This window comes from Sulfuricurvum sp. (assembly GCF_049277495.1).
Lineage (GTDB): Bacteria > Campylobacterota > Campylobacteria > Campylobacterales > Sulfurimonadaceae > Sulfuricurvum.
In genome coordinates, this window is the sequence record NZ_JBASYM010000060.1 from 1 (window position 1) to 18,521 (window position 18,521).

Annotated in this window: 20 protein-coding genes and 1 pseudogene; 15 read left to right on the top strand and 6 right to left on the bottom strand. The window is 44.4% G+C overall.

The window, feature by feature from the left end; all coding sequences use genetic code 11:
* A partial coding sequence (locus WAO38_RS10555; protein WP_422236913.1) for a triose-phosphate isomerase occupies positions 1 to 262 on the top strand: 262 nt, incomplete at its 5' end.
* Between the two features lie 34 nt (positions 263 to 296).
* Complete coding sequence (gene fabI, locus WAO38_RS10560) at positions 297 to 1,121, top strand: enoyl-ACP reductase FabI (RefSeq protein WP_422236915.1); 825 nt, start codon at positions 297 to 299, stop codon at positions 1,119 to 1,121.
* A gap of 41 nt (positions 1,122 to 1,162) precedes the next feature.
* Here the strand turns inward: fabI and WAO38_RS10565 are convergent, their stop codons facing one another.
* Positions 1,163 to 1,702 carry a hypothetical protein gene (locus WAO38_RS10565; RefSeq protein ID WP_422236917.1) on the bottom strand — a complete coding sequence of 180 codons (540 nt, stop codon included), beginning with the start codon at positions 1,700 to 1,702 and terminating at the stop codon, positions 1,163 to 1,165.
* Positions 1,703 to 1,952: 250 nt separating this feature from the next.
* Here WAO38_RS10565 and WAO38_RS10570 point away from each other — a divergent pair, with 250 nt between their 5' ends.
* Together WAO38_RS10570 and WAO38_RS10575 are read left to right on the top strand one after the other, a co-directional pair.
* Entirely contained in the window at positions 1,953 to 3,257 is a 1,305-nt protein-coding gene (locus WAO38_RS10570; RefSeq protein WP_422236918.1) for an OprD family outer membrane porin, read from the top strand.
* 79 nt (positions 3,258 to 3,336) lie between these two features.
* A complete protein-coding gene (locus WAO38_RS10575) occupies positions 3,337 to 4,290 on the top strand; it encodes an ABC transporter permease (RefSeq protein WP_422236920.1) in 954 nt (317 codons plus the stop codon).
* Between the two features lie 288 nt (positions 4,291 to 4,578).
* Here WAO38_RS10575 and nusA read toward each other — a convergent pair whose 3' ends face one another.
* Positions 4,579 to 5,712 carry a transcription termination factor NusA gene (nusA, locus tag WAO38_RS10580; protein WP_422236922.1) on the bottom strand — a complete coding sequence of 378 codons (1,134 nt, stop codon included), beginning with the start codon at positions 5,710 to 5,712 and terminating at the stop codon, positions 4,579 to 4,581.
* A 162-nt stretch (positions 5,713 to 5,874) separates the two neighbouring features.
* Here nusA and WAO38_RS10585 point away from each other — a divergent pair, with 162 nt between their 5' ends.
* Genes WAO38_RS10585 through WAO38_RS10620 form a run of 8 tightly spaced genes read left to right on the top strand, consistent with a single transcriptional unit; the run spans position 5,875 to position 11,369 of the window.
* Positions 5,875 to 6,117 (top strand): HP0268 family nuclease, encoded by a 243-nt coding sequence (locus tag WAO38_RS10585; RefSeq protein ID WP_422236924.1) that lies wholly within the window; start codon positions 5,875 to 5,877, stop codon positions 6,115 to 6,117.
* Entirely contained in the window at positions 6,114 to 7,415 is a 1,302-nt protein-coding gene (gene miaB, locus WAO38_RS10590) for a tRNA (N6-isopentenyl adenosine(37)-C2)-methylthiotransferase MiaB (RefSeq protein WP_422236947.1), read from the top strand. The genes WAO38_RS10585 and miaB overlap by 4 nt, the downstream gene beginning before the upstream one ends.
* Complete coding sequence (locus tag WAO38_RS10595) at positions 7,408 to 8,031, top strand: lysophospholipid acyltransferase family protein (protein ID WP_422236926.1); 624 nt, start codon at positions 7,408 to 7,410, stop codon at positions 8,029 to 8,031. Before miaB ends, WAO38_RS10595 begins: the two co-directional genes overlap by 8 nt.
* Positions 8,021 to 8,476 (top strand): hypothetical protein, encoded by a 456-nt coding sequence (locus tag WAO38_RS10600; protein ID WP_422236928.1) that lies wholly within the window; start codon positions 8,021 to 8,023, stop codon positions 8,474 to 8,476. The genes WAO38_RS10595 and WAO38_RS10600 overlap by 11 nt, the downstream gene beginning before the upstream one ends.
* Positions 8,454 to 9,296: a tyrosine-type recombinase/integrase gene (locus WAO38_RS10605; RefSeq protein WP_422236930.1), complete on the top strand. Its 843-nt coding sequence runs from the start codon at positions 8,454 to 8,456 to the stop codon at positions 9,294 to 9,296. Before WAO38_RS10600 ends, WAO38_RS10605 begins: the two co-directional genes overlap by 23 nt.
* Positions 9,293 to 10,327: a hypothetical protein gene (locus WAO38_RS10610; RefSeq protein WP_422236931.1), complete on the top strand. Its 1,035-nt coding sequence runs from the start codon at positions 9,293 to 9,295 to the stop codon at positions 10,325 to 10,327. The genes WAO38_RS10605 and WAO38_RS10610 overlap by 4 nt, the downstream gene beginning before the upstream one ends.
* Positions 10,324 to 10,848, top strand: coding sequence for a hypothetical protein (locus WAO38_RS10615; protein WP_422236933.1), 525 nt, complete (start codon positions 10,324 to 10,326; stop codon positions 10,846 to 10,848). The genes WAO38_RS10610 and WAO38_RS10615 overlap by 4 nt, the downstream gene beginning before the upstream one ends.
* Positions 10,845 to 11,369 carry a hypothetical protein gene (locus WAO38_RS10620; RefSeq protein ID WP_422236935.1) on the top strand — a complete coding sequence of 175 codons (525 nt, stop codon included), beginning with the start codon at positions 10,845 to 10,847 and terminating at the stop codon, positions 11,367 to 11,369. The genes WAO38_RS10615 and WAO38_RS10620 overlap by 4 nt, the downstream gene beginning before the upstream one ends.
* A gap of 6 nt (positions 11,370 to 11,375) precedes the next feature.
* On the opposite strand, the gene WAO38_RS10625 is transcribed toward WAO38_RS10620, so the two are convergent.
* Positions 11,376 to 12,137, bottom strand: coding sequence for a pyrroline-5-carboxylate reductase (locus tag WAO38_RS10625; protein ID WP_422236937.1), 762 nt, complete (start codon positions 12,135 to 12,137; stop codon positions 11,376 to 11,378).
* A complete protein-coding gene (fliW, locus tag WAO38_RS10630; RefSeq protein ID WP_422236938.1) occupies positions 12,130 to 12,519 on the bottom strand; it encodes a flagellar assembly protein FliW in 390 nt (129 codons plus the stop codon). The genes WAO38_RS10625 and fliW overlap by 8 nt, the downstream gene beginning before the upstream one ends.
* Positions 12,520 to 12,646: 127 nt before the next feature.
* Between fliW and WAO38_RS10635 the strand changes: the two genes are divergently transcribed.
* Together WAO38_RS10635 and lon are read left to right on the top strand one after the other, a co-directional pair.
* Positions 12,647 to 13,366: an outer membrane protein assembly factor BamD gene (locus WAO38_RS10635; RefSeq protein WP_422236940.1), complete on the top strand. Its 720-nt coding sequence runs from the start codon at positions 12,647 to 12,649 to the stop codon at positions 13,364 to 13,366.
* A 17-nt stretch (positions 13,367 to 13,383) separates the two neighbouring features.
* Complete coding sequence (gene lon / locus WAO38_RS10640) at positions 13,384 to 15,807, top strand: endopeptidase La (RefSeq protein ID WP_422236942.1); 2,424 nt, start codon at positions 13,384 to 13,386, stop codon at positions 15,805 to 15,807.
* On the opposite strand, the gene tilS is transcribed toward lon, so the two are convergent.
* Positions 15,761 to 16,831 (bottom strand): tRNA lysidine(34) synthetase TilS, encoded by a 1,071-nt coding sequence (gene tilS, locus WAO38_RS10645; protein WP_422236943.1) that lies wholly within the window; start codon positions 16,829 to 16,831, stop codon positions 15,761 to 15,763. The genes lon and tilS overlap by 47 nt on opposite strands.
* The gene (rimO, locus tag WAO38_RS10650) at positions 16,770 to 18,086 is read right to left on the bottom strand and encodes a 30S ribosomal protein S12 methylthiotransferase RimO (RefSeq protein WP_422236945.1); all 1,317 of its coding nucleotides are present in this window, start codon (positions 18,084 to 18,086) and stop codon (positions 16,770 to 16,772) included. Before rimO ends, tilS begins: the two co-directional genes overlap by 62 nt.
* A gap of 51 nt (positions 18,087 to 18,137) precedes the next feature.
* Between rimO and WAO38_RS10655 the strand changes: the two are divergent.
* Positions 18,138 to 18,521 (top strand): annotated as a pseudogene (locus tag WAO38_RS10655) (mononuclear molybdenum enzyme YedY); the annotation flags it as partial.

Below are 18,521 nucleotides of genomic sequence, written 5' to 3' on the forward strand. Positions count from 1 at the left end.
TTCCTATCCTGATTTGATTGTAGCGTATGAGCCGGTATGGGCGATAGGGACAGGATTGACGCCTCAAAACCATGATATCGAACTCTTGCATGGCGCACTTCGGGAAAAAACATCGGCTCCGCTTTTATACGGGGGGAGTGTCAAGGTGGAAAATGCAGGTGAGATCATGGCACTCGAAAACGTTGACGGCGTTCTTGTCGGCTCCGCAGCACTCAGCGCAAATGATTTTTGCGATATGATTGCCCAAGCATCTGAATTATAGTCACTAAACAAAACTACAACAAGGGGAATAATACATGTTAATGCAAGGAAAAAAAGGGTTGATCGTCGGATTGGCGAATGACAAATCGATCGCATACGGGATTGCGCAAGCACTTCATGCGCAAGGGGCGCAAATGGCGTTTACCTATCTCAACGAAGCGCTCCAGAAGCGAGTCGAACCTATAGCTGCGGCGTTTAACAATTCTCCGGTTTATAAACTCGATGTATCAGATGATGCGGATATGGAATCGATTGCCGCAAAAGTAGCAGCGGATTTCGGTCAAATCGACTTTTTGGTCCACTCGGTCGCTTTCGCCCCTAAAGAGGCATTGACGGAAGGGTTTATGAAAACCTCGAAAAGTGCATTCCAAATCGCAATGGATGTTTCGGTCTATTCTTTTATCGATTTGACTAACCGTTTAGAGTCTGTTTTAGCTCCGGGAGCATCGATCATTACACTAAGTTACCTCGGCGGGCCGAAATATATCCCGAACTATAACGTGATGGGTGTTGCTAAAGCGGCATTGGAATCGAGTGTGCGTTATATGGCGGTTGAACTTGGAGCGTCTAAAGGACAGCGGGTCAACGCCATCAGTGCAGGTCCGATCAAAACCCTTGCCGCAAGCGGTATCGGCGATTTCAAACAAATCCTCAACTGGAACGAAGCAAATGCGCCGTTGCGTAAAAATGTCACGATCGAAGAAGTGGGGAACTCAGCGATGTATCTGCTCAGTGATCTCTCCAGCGGAGTGAGCGGAGAAGTCCATTATGTGGATGCAGGCTATAACATCATGGGTATGGCTGCGGTTGAGAAAAATGCTGAAGGTAAAAGTGTTTTTAGCTGGGACGAGAGAAAATAACAAGTTATCCCGTTTTTGCGGGATAATCATGTTACCAATAGTTACTTGCCGATAACCGGTAAAGTGTTTATTTCTTCGATATGAGACGGCTCTTGCGGTTTCCCTTCTTTCATCTTTTCTTTATTCATATTATATAGATTCCACTTATCCACATATTTTTGCAATGTAAACGGCGTATTGTCCTCATCTAACGGTACGACTTCGGTTGTAGTGGTTACTGTACCATCCGGGGCTTTGGTTGTTGTAGTGATCTGAGTGGCATTCGTTACTTTTTCGACTGTTTTGCCATCAGAAGTCTGGGTACTTACACTGATTTTAGTCGGTTCTGTTTTGGTTGTTACTACTGTTCCGTCGTTTTGCTTCTTCGTGTTCAGCGTCGGTTCGCTCGCCATTATGGGATTCCATTCCTCTTTGAGCCAGTTATCCAGAGAACGCTGCATTATTCCGCCTTTTCCGACAGCAGTCGTGCTCGGAGAGACAGCTTGGAGATTAGTGTTTTGAGACGGTGTCACTCCGACATGGTTTGCAGCACATCCGCTGAAGATCAAGAGAGATAGAGACAAGGTTAAGGTACGACGCATGGTGTTTCCTCTATTGGGGTTTAGTTTTTCAGATTAGTTCGTACTATAACATAGAATTAGCAGGATGGATAATAAAAATAGGCAGGAGTGAACATTACAAATTTGTCACATTCGCTAAAATAGGGGTTTGCCATTAGTAAACCAATAGAAAACAAAATTATTTTTTTACAGCATTGTTTAAGAATAGCGGGGTTACAATTAACCTTGACGAAACAAAAACATAAGGTCAAGCTTAACTTAAGGAGAATCAATGAAGTTAGTTAAAATGAGTCTTGCAGCAGCAGTGTTGCTAGGAGCGAGTGCATTCGCAATCGATAATGTAAAAGTAAGCGGTGACGCTAAACTTTTCTATAGCACAAATGATGCTACTACTACCAACGCTGTAACGGGTAATACTGATGATAGTCTTTTTTCAAAAGGTACAAGTGCTGCTGATACTGCTTTACGTATCAGTGTAACTGGTGATTTGACTAAAGGTGTTTCTTTCGGTGCAACTGGCTATGCTGTTAGTACTCTTGGTCTTGAAAATAACCTTGTAGACGCTACATGGACTGGTGCACACGGTGCACGTACAGGTACAGGCGCTGGTTATGCAGAAGTTGATGACAAAGCATGGATGGGTGAAATGTGGGTTGCCGCTACACTTGGCAAAACTACTGCGAAACTTGGTCGTATGGAGCTAGACACTCCTTTGGCTTTCTCTGAAAAATGGTCAATCGTTCCAAATACTTTTGATGCAGCGGTTCTTATCAACCAAGATATCCCGGATACGACTTTGGTCGGTGCATGGGTTGGTAAAGGTAATGGTACAAACGCAGTTTCTCTTGTAGGTTTGGGAACAAACAATGTATCTACATTAGCAAGTGTTGGTTTAGCACTTGACGGTGGTGTTGTTGGTGCAGACGCAAGTTTCACTACATTTAACAATGGCGGTGCATATGCTGCTGCAATCGTTAACAATTCGTTCAAACCGTTGGTTGCTCAAGCATGGTATTACAATGTTGCAAACATTGCTGATGCATACTGGTTACAAGCTGATTGGGATTGCCAATTGGTTAAAAACGTAAAAGTAGGCGCACAATACGCTGATATGTCACCAAAAGGTGCATTAGAAGCATTAGGTGTTACTAAAGATTCAAAAGCATATGCATTCAAACTTGCATATTCTGGTGTTGAAAGCCTTAACGTATCTGCAGCATATTCAAATGTAGATAAAGACGGTACATTGAATATTGCTAACGTTGCAACAAGTAACCTTACTACAGCTCAATCTAAATTGTATACTGAAACATATTGGTCATACGGCGTTGTAGGTGCTCCTGACGCTGAGTCAATCAACCTTACAGCTGAATACGATATGAAAAATGTTGCTAAATTCGGTGCATATTACACAAATACTGATTTTGATGTAGTTAATTTGACAATGAATGAAGTTGCTATTACAGCTACTAAATCATTTGGACCATTGGATGCTACGGTAGCATACATCAATACAGACTGGAACACTACACCATCTGTAAACACTGTTCAAGCTTACCTAACTCTTAACTTCTAAGAGATCTGTTTCGCTTTTCACCCCTTCCGGGGTGAACTCTCTTTTACCGTTTTCCCTGCACTTTCGTTATAATCTTCCCATGAAATATTTATTCCGATCATTACTCTATACTTTTTTAATGCTTTTTTTGATTTCCTTGATCTCATTTGGGGCGATTCATATGGCGCCGAACAGTTTTATGGGGGGGGAACTCAACCCCAATATGACACAAGAATCGATAGTTCAGCTGCGTGCCATCTATGGTCTGGATAAACCGTTATTGCAGCAATATGTTGATTGGGTGGTCAATCTTCTCACCCTTAATTTCGGAATCTCATTTGTCAGCGGTGCGCAGGTGAGTGCAGTGGTAGCGGATCGTCTTCCGGTTACGCTTTGGATGAATATTGTTGCGATGGCAGTGACATTTGTCGTGTCTCTCTGGATGGGGATCAAAGCAGCACTGGCACATGGCGGGAAAACCGATAGGTTTTTTAGCCAATTGGCATTACTGAGTTTTGCGATGCCTTCGTATTATCTGGCATTGGTGGCGATGATGGTGCTCAGCGTTACGTTAGGATGGTTTCCGATTGCGGGGATGCATTCACTGGAACCTCCGGAGGGTATAGGATATTATCTCGATATGGCGTGGCATCTGACGCTGCCGATCATGGTGATGGTCTTTGTGGGGATCGGGAGCCTAGTGCTTTATATACGTTCGCTGACTCTGGAAATCCTCAAAAGTGACTATATTTATTTTGCCCGTGCGCGGGGAATAGAAGAAGCCAAAATCATCCGCCATTATATTCTCCCCAATCTTTTGCCGCCTATTGTCACGATGCTAGGACTCTCCCTGCCGGGATTGATCGGTGGGTCGGTCATACTGGAATCGATTTTCGGGATCGAAGGGATGGGGCAGCTTTTTTATCTGAGTGCGATGAGTCGGGATTATCCGGTAATTATGGGGATTTTGATGATGAGTGCGTTTTTGACGTTGATCGGGAATCAGATTGCGGATGCGATACTGTTAAAGTTAAATCCATTTGTGAAACGGTAGTGTTCTTTTCTTTTTAAAAAGAAAAGTACGCAAAAGAAAAGCGTCCCAAAAACAGAACGCTGGCGGTACGCTTTTGCCTTTCGGCAAGCGACCTTGCTCTAGGTGTGTTTTTGGGACAGAATTTATTTGATTTTTTTCGCTTTGGCGAAAATAGATAGAAATGTATCTCTCAAGCATCCGCTAAAGCCGCATGCGGAGGCAGCAGTGCCGGGAGCATGCGAGCGCTTTGCTTGAGAGATGAGGTTTTTTGTCTACTTTTTTGCCGGAACAAAAAAGTAGGTATAGTTATTAGTTTCCGAAAAGCGCTTCGAGTGAGCTAAGCCCCTCTTTTTTCTCTTCTTGCGCTTTTTCACCCATTTGGGCTGTTCCGCCGACTTCATTCAGCTCGATGGTATAACCCGTTAGCATCGATGCAAGACGGATATTGATACCGCTTTTACCGATAGCTTTGGATTTTTGGTCGCTTGGGAGCGTGACGATCGCTTTTTTCTCACCGGCTTCATTTTCCTCGACGACGACGGCACTGATAATCGCCGGAGACATCGCACGGGAGATGAAAAGTTCTGGGGAAGAACTGTACTCGACACAGTCGATGTTTTCGCCGCAAAGTTCTTCGCTGACCGCATTGATACGGACACCGCGGACACCGACGGTTGCTCCGATCGGATCGATCTGAGGACGGTTGGTGTAGAGGGCGATTTTGGCACGTTCACCCGGGATACGGGCGCATTTTTCAACGACAACGATACCGTCTTTGATTTCCGGAACTTCGAGAGCTAAAAGCTCTTCGAGGAATTTTGGAGACGTACGGGAAAGTTCCATCGAAATACCCGTATTTTTATCAACATGGACGCGGCGAACGATCGCACTGACGACGTCGCCGACTTTGAATTTTTCCCCTTTGATACGGCTTTTCATCGGCAAGGTCGCGCGAATTTCATCGATCTCAATGGTCGTATTTTGGTCACTGTCAACGCGTGTTACGCGACCGGAAACGATTTGGTTGATTTTGCTTTTGTATTTATCATACAGTTCATTTTCGACCAAACGCTGGATATGAAACTCGATCTCACGGTGCAAAGCGGCGAATGCACTTCGTCCGTAGCTTTCGATATCGTGTTCCATTTGGAGCTGATCGCCGATTTCGGCTTCATCATCGATCTCCAATGCTGCGGTGATACCCATGTAGGCACCTGCCTCTTCCCCTTCGAGTTCGGGAGCATCGTCGGCAACGACGGTAATGATTTGGCGTAATTTTACTTGTTTGGTACGATCATCGATATCAGCTTCAAAAGCAAAGGTAGGATTGATAATTCGTTTGGCAGTTTGGATAAACGAGGTTTTAATCGCCTCTTGAACATTTTCGCGGCTAAGCCCTTTTTCATTGGCGATTGAATCAATAATATCTAACATATTTTCCATAGGACTATCCTCTTTAAATGGGTAACTCATAAAAAATTGGGTTGGTTGGGAAAGCTTTTTTTATGAAGGATAAGTATTATACATAAATTTCTCTTAATAGGATATTTATCATATCACCGATATAATCCCCCTAATATCAAGAACTATATAAAGGGAAAAAACATGGAACTCAAACTCGCACGCAGCGAACACGATGCAAAACCAAAAAAAATCGACCTTAAAAAAATCACCGAAATGGTAGAGAAAAGCAATTCGTCGATCCTCTATTTCGATCGTGAAAACTCCCATAAAGATCTCCTTGCGCTTCAAGATCACTTTGAAGGCGAAGGAAAAAGCTTTTACATGCGCGAAGTAAAATACGGGCTTTCTGCAAATGAATACATGTATGAGGTCCATATTTTATAATGGCCAAAAAACTTTTTATCGAGACGCTCGGATGCGCGATGAACGTGCGCGATTCCGAGCACATGATTGCCGAACTGAATGCCTCAGAGGGATATGAACTGACCGATGATGCAGCAAGTGCGGATTTAATTCTCGTCAACACTTGTTCTGTGCGTGAAAAACCGGTCCATAAACTTTTCTCCGAACTGGGTGTCTTCAACAAACTTAAAAAAGCGGATGCCAAAATCGGTGTATGCGGATGTACGGCATCACACTTGGGAAAAGAGATCATTAAGCGGGCTCCGTATGTCAATTTTGTTCTCGGTGCCCGAAATGTCTCTAAAATTGCCGATGTACTTCACCGTGATAAAGCGGTCGAGATCGAGATCGATTATGATGAATCGCAGTTTGCATTTAAAGATTTCCGCAGCAGCCCCTATAAAGCTTATATTAATATCTCTATCGGGTGCGACAAGCAGTGTACTTTTTGTATCGTCCCTAAAACCCGTGGAGATGAGATATCGATTCCGGCCGATCTGATCGTTGCCGAAGCACGCAAAGCAGTCGAAAACGGAGCCAAAGAAGTTTTCCTCCTTGGCCAAAACGTCAACAACTACGGGCGCCGCTTGTCAGGCGGAAACGAAAAGATTAATTTCACCGAATTGCTTCGCCGTGTCAGTGCGGTAGAGGGGTTGGAGCGCATACGGTTTACCTCCCCTCATCCGCTTCATATGGACGATGAGTTTATCGAAGAGTTTGCCCGCAACCCTAAGATCTGTAAATCGATGCATATGCCGCTTCAGAGCGGATCGAGCGAGATTCTTAAAGCGATGAAACGCGGATACAGCAAAGAGTGGTTTTTAAACCGTGCGGCAAAACTGCGGGAGCTGGTTCCGGATGTCAGTATCAGTACCGATATCATTGTCGCGTTTCCGGGTGAGAGCGATGAAGATTTCGAAGATACGATGGATGTTCTCAACAAAGTTCGATTTGAGCAGCTTTTTAGTTTCAAATATTCTCCTCGTCCGTTGACTGAGGCTGAAAAGTTGGATGAGATTGATTCGGAAGTAGCTTCGGAACGTTTAGAACGGCTTCAAGCCCGTCATGATCAGATACTCGATGAGATGAAGTCAGTCAATCTGGGTAAAGTTGTTGAGGTCTATTTCGAAGAGTTACGCGATAGCGGGCACATTGCCGGCCGCAGTGACAATAATCTTTCGATAAAAGTGAAGGGGAGTGAGGAGTGGCTGGGTAAAATAGCCAAAGTGAAAATTACGGAGGTTTCCCGCAACGTCCAGTACGGAGAGATCATTGCGTAAACGTTTTTTACGCGCTCTGGCTTTATGGCTGATCCCTCCCATCGGGACACTCATCATCCGTCTCATTTATCTAACAAATACCAAACGGTTTCATCTTCCGAACCTTATCCCCTCCGAACCGGTCATTTTTGCCTTTTGGCATGGTGATCTGCTGATGCAGCCCTATTTATACTATCAGTTCCGCACCTCTCCCAAAGCCAATGTCCTTATTTCCGACCATTTCGACGGCCAAATCATTGCCCGTATTATGCGCTATTTTAAACTCGGAACGATTCACGGTTCGACGACACGCGGCGGAGCCAAAGTACTGATCCAGGCTCTAAAATCGCTCAGTGAAGGGTATGATATCGGGATAACACCCGATGGGCCGAAAGGGCCTCGTCATGAGATGAGTGACGGGGTTGTCATCATGGCACAAAAACGGAAGACAAAAGTTATCGTTTACAGCTGTGTCCCGTCCAAGTTTTGGCAATTGCCGAGCTGGGACCGTTTTACGGTACCTAAACCGTTCGGCACACTCGATTTTTATGCATCTGAGCCGATCGATCTTGAAGGAATGGAGATGGAAGCGGCAAAAGATTTGATCAAAGCGAGGTTAATGGAACATGCTCTCTAAATGGCTGATTGCTTTATTGTTCGGTATTGTGGCAATGGGATTGTGGATTGTTATTCACCCCTCGTATCAAAAATCGTTTGAAGCCCGTTTCTCGTATGCAATGGGAGATTACGACAAAGCTTTTGCCCTGGCAAAAGAATCGTTTGAACTCGATTCTTACAACCGTATGGCTTCTACGGTGATGGCACAGTCGCAAATGGCGCTTAAATATGTCCGTTATAACGAACTGGCCGATAAGTATAATAAAGAGATTCGCCGTATAGCCGCTCAAAAAAGTGTGACACCTCAGGAGCGGGCAAAAATTAAAATGATGAGCCAGATTATCGTCGACTCGTATAAAAAGAATGCTTCAACGGTTGTTTTGGATCAGGAACTGGTAGACCGTGCCCGCAGTAATTATGAACAATTTAAGATGTTAAACGATGAACTCGCTTCACCGCGCTAAAGAGAATTTTTTAAAATATCTCGAAGCCATGAGAGGTTACTCACGGCATACGATACAAAGTTATAATGATTCGATTGATGCAATGCTCACATACGCCGAAATTAGTGATGAAGCCGGTGTGATCTCAATTAATCTGATGCCGCTGCGTCTAAAAATTGCGGGATTAAATGCCAAGTCAATCGCGTTAAGACTCAGCGCTATTCGAAGTTTTGTCAAATATTTGCGGTCCGAGGGAAAAACAGTAGAACTCCGCAATGATGAGAGCGTTAAAGTACCCAAATCTCTTCCAAAACCAATATCGCATGAACATATCCTTCATACGCTTCACTATGCAGATCCTATGGCAGTATTAGCGATAACCTTACTTTATACGCTGGGGCTGAGAATCTCGGAACTCTCCAATCTGCGTATGGCGGATATTTCCGAGGGGTGGTGCCGTGTTCGCGGTAAAGGGGAGAAAGAACGTGATATTCCGATGATAGGAGAGATCAGTGCTTTGGTCCAGACATATCAACAAACATCCCCTTCCAAAGAGTATATTTTTGAGGCTTTGGGTGAAAAATTAAGCGAAAATAGTCTAAGATATATCATTATCAAGGCATTCGCAAAGGTTGGACTCAAAGTGACCCCACATCAATTGCGTCATACGTATGCGACCGAACTGTTAAACAATGGTGCGAGAATTGCCGATGTTAGCGAATTATTAGGTCATGCAAGTATGGCTACGACGCAGATTTATACCAAATTGGGAAATGCCCTGAAGATGGATCATTATCGCCAGTCGCATCCATTATGCCAAGCTCATGAGGACTCTCAGTGATAGAATGGTTATACCGTAAAATTTTTATTGCGATTGTCCAGGATGGAGAAGGGTATGACGTCCGCGTTGTCACGCTAAAGCAAAAAAAATTGCTCAATCAGGAAAGTCATACGTTTGAGGGAGCGTCTTCTTATGCCGAGATGCTTGCCTATGTTCGAAAATGTACGGATGAATCCCCGCTGCATTATATTGCCGTTTTAAATCCCGATCCCAATCAGGGGGCCATGGCGGGATGTTCTTTGCATGATATTGAGAATGATTTGAATGGGGCAAAAACCCTTTGCCGAAAACAAAAATGGCTTCTTTATGCGTCGATAAAAGAGCTTAATACTCTCAAAAAGCGTTATGCCGGAGTAGGTCTTGATTTTGTATTTTCCCCGTTTTCGGTGATTGAGCACTTTTTCTCGGACAAAATAGGCACCGGATTCGCTCTTTATGCATTAGCCCAAAAAGATTCATTTAGCGTAGCCTTTTTCGATGGAGGAAAACTGGAATACGCACACCACTATCCGATGCATCGTCACGAGGGGTCAGGGCTTGACGAAGAAGAGGGCAATACCCTTGGATTTGCGGTCGGTGTCGAAGAGGAAGAAGAGGTTGAACGCGGAATAAATCTTGATGATATCGAGAGTTTGGACGATCTCGATATTATTGATGAACTGGATAATCTGAGCGATATCGAGGATTTGGATGAACTGGAAGAGATTGTCGAGTTCAGTGAAGATGAGCCGACCACGGAAGAAAAGCGGGTAGTCCTTCCTGCGGGAAATGAGATCAAGCTGGAGATGGATCGTTTTAATGATGATTATGCCCGGTTTGAATTTATTCAAAAAATACTGGGACGTTTTTATGCTACGGAACAATGTCAAAACCGTTTTGTTGAGACCGTTTATATTGCAGATGCTTACGGCAGTGGAGCGGAACTCAAGAAATATCTTGAAGAGGAACTTTTTTTAAATGTATTAATCCGACGGATTGATGTGGCAAACGAGGTTATTTCACTTGCCATGAGTGAAGAGGAGGGACTGTGAAACATAGTTTTATTGCCCCTCGTCCGAAACGGCTTATAAGCGGAGAGCTGCGTCTTGTCGTTTTCTTTTTTATTGTCACGATAATGATGTTGGTTGGGACCTATATTTTTTTAGAGTACAAAACATATGATTTTGTCAGCGAGCGTAAAAGCCTATCGATCAAAGAGGCAACGTTAAAGCATTCTATCGCTCAAATGGAAGAACAGATCAAAACGATTGATATGGAAGTCAAAATTGCCGAGCAAGTCACAACGGATAATACGGTTATGAAAGAGAGTATCCGCAATCTGTTTGATCTCGTTCCTGATGATATTACTCTCGACCGGGCAGAGTTAGAAGCTTCATCTCTTATTTTATACGGGTTGACACCGAATAAAGATACCTATGAATATATGCTTCATGCTCCGCTTCGTTCGATTTTTCATCGCACGTATACCAGCTTTTATCCGGTGGAAAATGGATGGTACCGTTTTGTATCATCGAATTATCTGGATGATGAAAGTAATGAGGTAATCGAATGAATCGCCAAACGCTCTATATCGTCATACTTTCTTTGATCCTTTTAATCGGGGTGATCGCGTTTTCATTCTTATTGCTGATTCCCAAGGGCAAGGAATACCGCTCGCTTCGACTTGAAAGTAAAAAAGAGTTTCAGCAGCTTGATCTGACCCAACGCCAATACGATACTACGTTTAACCGTCTCAAAGAGCTTCAGGGAGAAAATCGCCATACGATTACTGCATTTGATACTCCCTTCAATCCGGATCGATTCGAGCGTCTTTACAAAAAAGAGTTTACGGATCTTTATTTGACCGAAGTGACCTCTTTTGAAAATAACGGTACGTTTACAATATACGAAGTCAATGCTACATCGAAAATTGTTTCGCCGTCAAGCTTTTATTCGTTTGTCGAAGGGGTAAATAAAAGTGAGTGGATTATCGGAGTGAATTTCCCGATCCATTTTGAGAGAGACGGCGATAAAATACGCTCATCCTTTACGATGAAAGTCTATAACAGCGAGGCTAAAAAAACGGAGAAATAGTAAAAACTATTTCATCCCTTTTGCTCTTTCGTGTGCGGCACGGATCGCTTCCATACACCCTTGGCGAACATTCCCTTTTTCCAGGGCACCGTATCCCGCGGCAGTCGTTCCACCCGGACTCATAACATTGTCTTTTAAAATCGCCGGATGCGTTGTTTGGATGAGTTTTCCGAATCCGCTAAAAAGTCCCCGCATCAAGACCATTGCATCGTCGCGTTTTAGACCCTCACGAACCGCTCCGTCACACAGAGCTTCGGCAATAAGTGCCAAATAAGCTGGTCCGCTTCCGGCTAATGCTGTTGCGATATCAAGCTCTTTTTCACTGTTGAGCCACAATGTCGCACCGATGGTTCCAAAAAGAGCCATGGCCTGAACCGAAATATCACCGTCTCCGACCAACGAGGTCATGGATGCACCTACCTCGGCTGCAAGATTGGGCATCGCGCGGCAGTAATGGTTCGCGGAAATAATTTTCAGTGCGGATAAGGGTGTTCCGGCTAAAACCGAATATAGGGTAGCCGCGTTCCCTTTGAGATGAGGTGCGATCTCGCTGAGATTAGCAGGTTTGACACAGACAATGACGGTTTTATTTGTAATGTCCGCATCGGCATAGAGGGTTTTTTTGATGGGAACATTGAGGGCATGCTCAAAATGCTCCATAGCCCCTGTACTTCGTCCGATCACTTCAATCGTATGCGTTTCACATAGCCCTTTAGCCAGAGCCAGAGCCATTTTTCCGTTACCGACGAAGGTGATCATTTTAGCCATTTTCGTTCCCCTTGAGATATTTTTGAATCGGTTCGGCAATACCGAAATCGGCTCGGTTATCGATGATGATCTGCGCCATCGTTTGGTTGTCTGTATTAAAAATCAGGGGGGCGACAAAATTGATTGTTGATTTTTCGATAGGTGCTTGCAAAATCATAATATTGTAAATCAGTAAATTGCTCTCAGGGGTAATGCCCATTAATGCTTGAAGAGAGGAAGGGATATCAAAAGAATATTCACGTAAAGCGAAAGGGTTGATAATGGTAAAAGAGGGACCGTCACCAACGCTTTCAAGGCGTAAAAAAATTTCATCGATTTTTTGGAGTTCCATTTTAGAAACCGTATCGAAACCGAGCAAGGGAAGTTTTAAATCAAACTGCATATTACCTTCTTGTATCATAATCCTCTGATTTTAACACATCTAAGTAAAAAGTTTCTTCGATAAGCAGGGGTGTTTAATCTCTTTACGGTAAAATAGCTGATAATTTCAAAATAGTGTAGGTTTTATAATGATTAGAACATGGTTAGTCGCAATGACGGCACTCATCTTTTTTGTCGGATGCAGTAGTAAAGAGCTTGACGAGTTTAATAAACCCGCTGAATATTGGTATGAAAAAATGGTTACGTCCGTTTCGAACGGCAACCTTGAAAAAGCGGACAGCTATTTCAGTTCCCTTCAAAGTGAACATATCAGTTCACCTTTTCTTTCAGAAGCTACAATGATCATGGCGCAAGCCCATATGGCACAGGATGAGTATTTATTGGCAGAACATTTTCTGGATGAGTATATTCGCCGTTATGCAACGCCTGAAGGGCGCGAATATGCGGAGTTTTTGAAAGTCAAAGCAAAATTTTTGGCTCTTCCGAATCCCGGACGGGATCAGGGGCTTATTGATGAGACGTTAAAAGGGGTCGAAACGTTTAAGATGAACTACCCTTATTCGATTTATATTTTTCAAATCAATACGATGGAAACACAATTGCAACTCGCTCGTGGAGTACTTAATGAGCAGATTGCACAATTGTATGAGCGTTTGGATAAACCAAAGGGTGCGGGTTACTATCGTACCATGGACCCGGTGACATGGATCAATCCTGCTGAAGTGGTTAATGCGGATGTTCCGTGGTATCGCGAAATGTTTGAAGGTGACGGCAGCAGCAGCTGGTATGATTTTATGATACCAAAAACACGAAGTGTTGTCTCTATGGATGACAACGAGAGTAAATAAGAAGAGGATTTTTTTCAATGCAACTCAGTAATTACAGCTCTTTTCCGACGAATCTACCGGTTATTGCGGAAGATGAGCTTTTTCTATATCCATTTATGATCTCACCGCTTTTTTTAAACGATGAAAAAAATATAGCGGCGGCGGCAGAAGCGATTGAAAACAACTCGCTGATTATTGTCTGTCCTGTTAAACCTGAACATGAAGGGGAACGGGAAGGGGATGCAATTTACGACGCCGGAGTGATCGGTTCGATCATGCGTAAGGTTGTTTTGCCTGATGGGCGCATAAAAGTGCTTTTTCAAGGGCTTGCCCGTGGTCATGTGATGGAGATGGTACATGACAACCCGTTGCGTGCACATGTCGATATTATCCAGTCGCATGCAGTGAATGAGTTGAAAATGGATGCGATCTTGGAAGTATTGCGGGAAAAAGTGCGTGCACTTTCACAAGTAAGCAACTATTTTCCTCCTGATTTGCTCCGTACGATCGAAGAAAATCATGAGTATAACCGCATCGTCGATCTCATCTGCAGCTCGATTAAAATCAAAAAAGAGAATGCCTATAAACTCTTTATCGAACGAGATCCGGAAAAACGGTTTTTGATGCTGATCGATGAGCTGATCGAAGAGACCGAAGCGAATAAACTCCAAAAAGAGATCCGCTCGAAAGTACATACCCGTATCGAAAAAGTGAATAAAGAGTATTTTCTGAAAGAACAGCTCAAACAGATCCAAAAAGAGTTGGGAACCGATACCCACCGCGATGAAGAGATCGAGGAATTCCGTAAAAAACTCGAAGCCAAAAAAGATAAAATGCATCCCGATGCGTACAAAGAGATCAATAAGCAATTGGAGCGTTTTGCACGAATGCATCCTGACAGTGCCGATGCGGGAATGATCCAAACCTATCTTGAATGGGTACTCGAAATTCCATACGGTGAAGAGTCGAAAAAAGCGCTGAATATTCATGATGTCGAAAACCAGCTCAATAAAGACCACTTTTCACTCAAAAAACCGAAAGAGCGTATTTTGGAATATTTCTCGGTCAAAGAACTTCTTGAGCTGCGCGGAATCGCGGATAAAGAAGGGCGCGGGGCAATACTTTGTTTTGCGGGCCCTCCGGGTGTCGGTAAAACGTCACTTGCCAATTCGATCGCAACAGCATTGAAGCGTCCGTTAGTTCGGATCGCGTTGGGCGGATTGGAAGATGTCAATGAACTTCGCGGGCATCGCCGTACTTATATCGGTGCAATGCCGGGACGTATTGTGCAAGGGGTAATCGAAGCGAAAAAGATGAATCCGGTCATTGTCCTCGATGAAATCGACAAAGTGGCAAAATCCCACCGCGGCGATCCGACGGCAGTATTGCTTGAGATCCTTGACCCGGAACAAAATACCCATTTTCGGGATTATTATCTGAATTTTAATCTCGATCTTTCCAAAGCGATTTTTATTGCTACGGCAAACGATGTAGGGCAGATTCCGGGACCGTTGCGCGATCGTATGGAATTTATCTCGGTGAGCAGTTATACACCGCAGGAGAAGTTCCAAATCGCAAAACAATACCTGATTCCGCAGGAATTGAAAAAGCACGGTCTTAAACCGAGTGAGCTTTCTATCTCGAAAACGGCGATGGCCGAAGTGATTGAAAAGCATACCCGTGAAGCGGGAGTCCGTAATCTTCGCCGCCGTGTGGCGGATATCGTCCGTAAAGCGGCGAAAAAGATTCTGGAAGAACCGACGACCCAAAAGGTGAGTGTTACCCTTAAAAATCTCAAAGACTTTTTAGAGAAAACGATTTTTGAGATCGACCGTACCGACCATGTCGATCGTATCGGTGTCGTTAACGGGCTTGCCTGGACGGCAGTCGGCGGAGATGTACTCAAAATCGAGGCAATCCGTATCAACGGAAAAGGGGTTCTTCAGCTCACCGGAAGTTTGGGTGATGTGATGAAAGAGTCTGCACGAATCGCACTCTCGGTCGTCAAAACGTTGATCGACGAGGGGAAAATCAGTGTCGATCACTCGATTATCCCGCTTACCCCGTCAGAACGTGAAAGTGATATTCCTCTGGATGCGAGTGAAGTGTATAAACGTTTTGATTTGCATGTTCACGTTCCGGACGGGGCGACCCCTAAAGACGGTCCGAGTGCGGGGATTGCAATGTCTACCGTAATCGCGTCGATTTTGACCAACAAAAAAGTCCGTGCCGACATCGCTATGACGGGAGAAGTCTCTTTGACCGGAAATGTCCTTCCGATCGGCGGATTGAAAGAGAAATTGATAGCGGCTCATCGAGCCGGGATGAAACTTGCCCTTATTCCGCAGAAAAACTATGACCGTGATTTAAATGATATCCCGGATGAAGTAAAAGGAGCCATCGAGATCGTCGGCGTCAGTCGAATCGAAGAGGTGCTGGAGCGCCTTTTAATTGACGGATAACAGAATAAGCATGAGGGGCGCCGTAAAGGTAGCCTCGCAATTTAGGAGAGATCTTCAGCTCTCTGCACTCTTCCCGAAACCCTTTATCCATCATGACACCGCTTTCATACGGAGTGATAAAGGTATAGTGGGTATCGATGGACACTGTAAAGCGCCGTCCAAGGATATGCTCCCCTCCACGTTTTAAAGCCTCTTTGTCATGTTTACTTAACAAATATCCCCTAGATTTGAAAAAATGATCAATTCCATAGATGAGTGAACGCATATTGGATGGATTAGCAGCATAGGAGAGCTCCTGAATCACAGTGAAATTCATGGTTTCAAGCAGCGATTCGCTGTCTTCTTCCAGATATCGAAAGCTTCGGCGAATGGCATCGGTGTAGTCACGCATCATCGGTGCACTGTAGCGATGGCGAAAAAAGTTACGGGTGTAGCGTTCATCCGAATTGCTCTCATCGAGGTGGTGGGAAATATTGCGTTCATAAAGATAGGCTTCGATCGATTCTCTATCATGTTCGAGAAGAGGCCGTAGGATTTTGATTCCGTTGCGCGTGTCGAGGGAGCGGATTCCTAATATTTCGGGTAACCCCGATCCGCGGCATAATTGCATCATGAGCCATTCCAAGCGATCATTGAGTTGATGAGCGGTGAGGAGATAGGTATAGCCGTGTTTCGTCATCAGATAGGTAAAAAATCGGTACCGCTCATCACGGGCACGGGATTCAAAATTGCTTCCACTCAAACGGCAGGAGTGGGTATAACATTGCAATGAGTATTGTTCAGCCAAAGCAATCGCACTTTGCTCTTCAGTATCACTGGTATCGCGGGTGTGGTAATTGACATGGGCAATATCGAATGCAATGCCGTGATCAAGGAGCAGATGAAAGAGAGCGGTTGAATCGACCCCGCCGGAGAAGGCAAGCAGAACCTTACCCTCTTTTAAAAGGTCAAGATGGAGAAGTTCAGACATCGCCCGTAACGGTTGCGAGTGGCCGTTTTTCTGCAAGTTCCGTGATACGTGCACGGTAGATTTTTCCGAAGGTCAGCTCACCTTCGATCTCACGGTCATTGACATAGATTTCTCCGTCTACATCGGGAGCCCAGATGAGGGCACGTGCGCTGAGAAGATATTCATGTTCGTCACTCACCCCATCAATGACGAGGAGAATTTCGTCTCCAACCATTTTTTGGAGGCTTGCTTCTTCAACGTTTGAAGCGATTTTTCCGAGTTTTTTAGCACGTGTATTGATCACTTTGGTCGGAATTTTCTCTTCCATCGTATAGGCACTGGTCCCTTCTTCGTCCGAATAGCTGAAGACATTGAGACGGTCAAACCCGAAACTGCCCGCGAACTCTGCCATCTCGTCAAACATCGCTTCGCTTTCGTGCGGATGACCGACGATAAAGCTGGTGCGGATAAATGCGTTCGGAAGAGCTTTCATCGCATTAAGCAGTTCGAGAGTTTTCTCTTTCCCGAATCCGCGCTTCATGATTTTCAACATTTCGTCATTGATGTGCTGAATCGGCATATCAAAATAGTTGTGGAATATTTTTGAATCACCGATTGTCTTGATCAGTTTCAGTGTTGTCGTTGAAGGGTAGAGATACAAAATTCGGGCACTTTGGACACCGTCAATCAGTTCGATCCGTTTGATGAGATGGATAAGCCCGTCTTGAACGTTTTGATCGCGTAGATAAGAACTTGAGTCTTGGGATACGAAGCTGAAATCGTAGTACCCTTTTGCTACGAGCCCTTCGACTTCGCGTGCGATGCTTTCTAAATCACGGGAATTGAGTTTCCCTTTAAACGAAGGGATCGCGCAGAAACTGCACACTTGATTGCACCCTTCGGAGAGTTTGATGTAGGCGTGATACGTTGAACCGGTTACGACGCGCTCAGCACCGTCGATCAAATAGACTTCCGGGCTAAAACGGCTTTGTTTGGCGGCAAGAAGCTCATCGATCTTGTCGTAATCGCCGACACCGGTGAAGATATCGACTTCACTCAATTCTTGTGAAAGTTCCTCTTTATAGCGTTCAGAGAGACATCCCGCCATAACCAAAACAGAGTCTTTCTTACGTCCGGCATCAAGATTGAAAATGGTGTTTAGTGACTCTTGTTTTGCCGCATCGATGAATCCGCAAGTGTTGACGATGATGACATCCGCCTCACCACTCGCATCGGTCATTTCAAAATCTTTGAGACGCCCGAGCATTACTTCGGTATCTACGAGATTTTTAGTACAACCGAGCGAAACAATATGAAGTTTTTTGGACATTTACCAACCCTTGGATAATATAGTGCAATTATAGCCAACTGGAGGTTGAAGATGCTTAGAGGATACAATTACGATTTGATCCCTTCATCCGAGATAACAAGTGAGTCTGTTTACCATGAACGCAGAGCGCTGATGAAACTGGGCGCTTCGGCGGCACTGCTGGGGATGACTCCCTTAATGGCGGCCTTGGGGTATCAAAAAAACAAAAGTACTTTAGAACTGACGTCGTACGATCAAATTACGACCTACAATAATTTTTATGAGTTCGGAACCGATAAAGCCTCTCCTGCAAAACTCTCCAAAAATCTGAAAACCCGTCCATGGACGCTCAATGTAGGCGGAGAAGTCCAAAAAAGTCTGACGCTGGATATTGATACGCTGATTAAAAAGATACCCCTTGAAGAGAGAATATACCGCTTTCGCTGTGTAGAAGGG

Coding starts and splice junctions, on each gene's coding strand:
- WAO38_RS10565 (WP_422236917.1), bottom strand. CDS start 1,702: ATGCGTCGTACCTTAACCTTGTCTCTATCTCTCTTGATCTTCAGCGGA.
- lon (WP_422236942.1), top strand. CDS start 13,384: ATGCAACTCAGTAATTACAGCTCTTTTCCGACGAATCTACCGGTTATT.
- nusA (WP_422236922.1), bottom strand. CDS start 5,712: ATGGAAAATATGTTAGATATTATTGATTCAATCGCCAATGAAAAAGGG.
- WAO38_RS10585 (WP_422236924.1), top strand. CDS start 5,875: ATGGAACTCAAACTCGCACGCAGCGAACACGATGCAAAACCAAAAAAA.
- WAO38_RS10620 (WP_422236935.1), top strand. CDS start 10,845: ATGAATCGCCAAACGCTCTATATCGTCATACTTTCTTTGATCCTTTTA.
- rimO (WP_422236945.1), bottom strand. CDS start 18,086: ATGTCCAAAAAACTTCATATTGTTTCGCTCGGTTGTACTAAAAATCTC.
- WAO38_RS10635 (WP_422236940.1), top strand. CDS start 12,647: ATGATTAGAACATGGTTAGTCGCAATGACGGCACTCATCTTTTTTGTC.
- fabI (WP_422236915.1), top strand. CDS start 297: ATGTTAATGCAAGGAAAAAAAGGGTTGATCGTCGGATTGGCGAATGAC.
- WAO38_RS10605 (WP_422236930.1), top strand. CDS start 8,454: ATGAACTCGCTTCACCGCGCTAAAGAGAATTTTTTAAAATATCTCGAA.
- fliW (WP_422236938.1), bottom strand. CDS start 12,519: ATGCAGTTTGATTTAAAACTTCCCTTGCTCGGTTTCGATACGGTTTCT.
- WAO38_RS10570 (WP_422236918.1), top strand. CDS start 1,953: ATGAAGTTAGTTAAAATGAGTCTTGCAGCAGCAGTGTTGCTAGGAGCG.
- WAO38_RS10600 (WP_422236928.1), top strand. CDS start 8,021: ATGCTCTCTAAATGGCTGATTGCTTTATTGTTCGGTATTGTGGCAATG.
- WAO38_RS10625 (WP_422236937.1), bottom strand. CDS start 12,137: ATGGCTAAAATGATCACCTTCGTCGGTAACGGAAAAATGGCTCTGGCT.
- WAO38_RS10575 (WP_422236920.1), top strand. CDS start 3,337: ATGAAATATTTATTCCGATCATTACTCTATACTTTTTTAATGCTTTTT.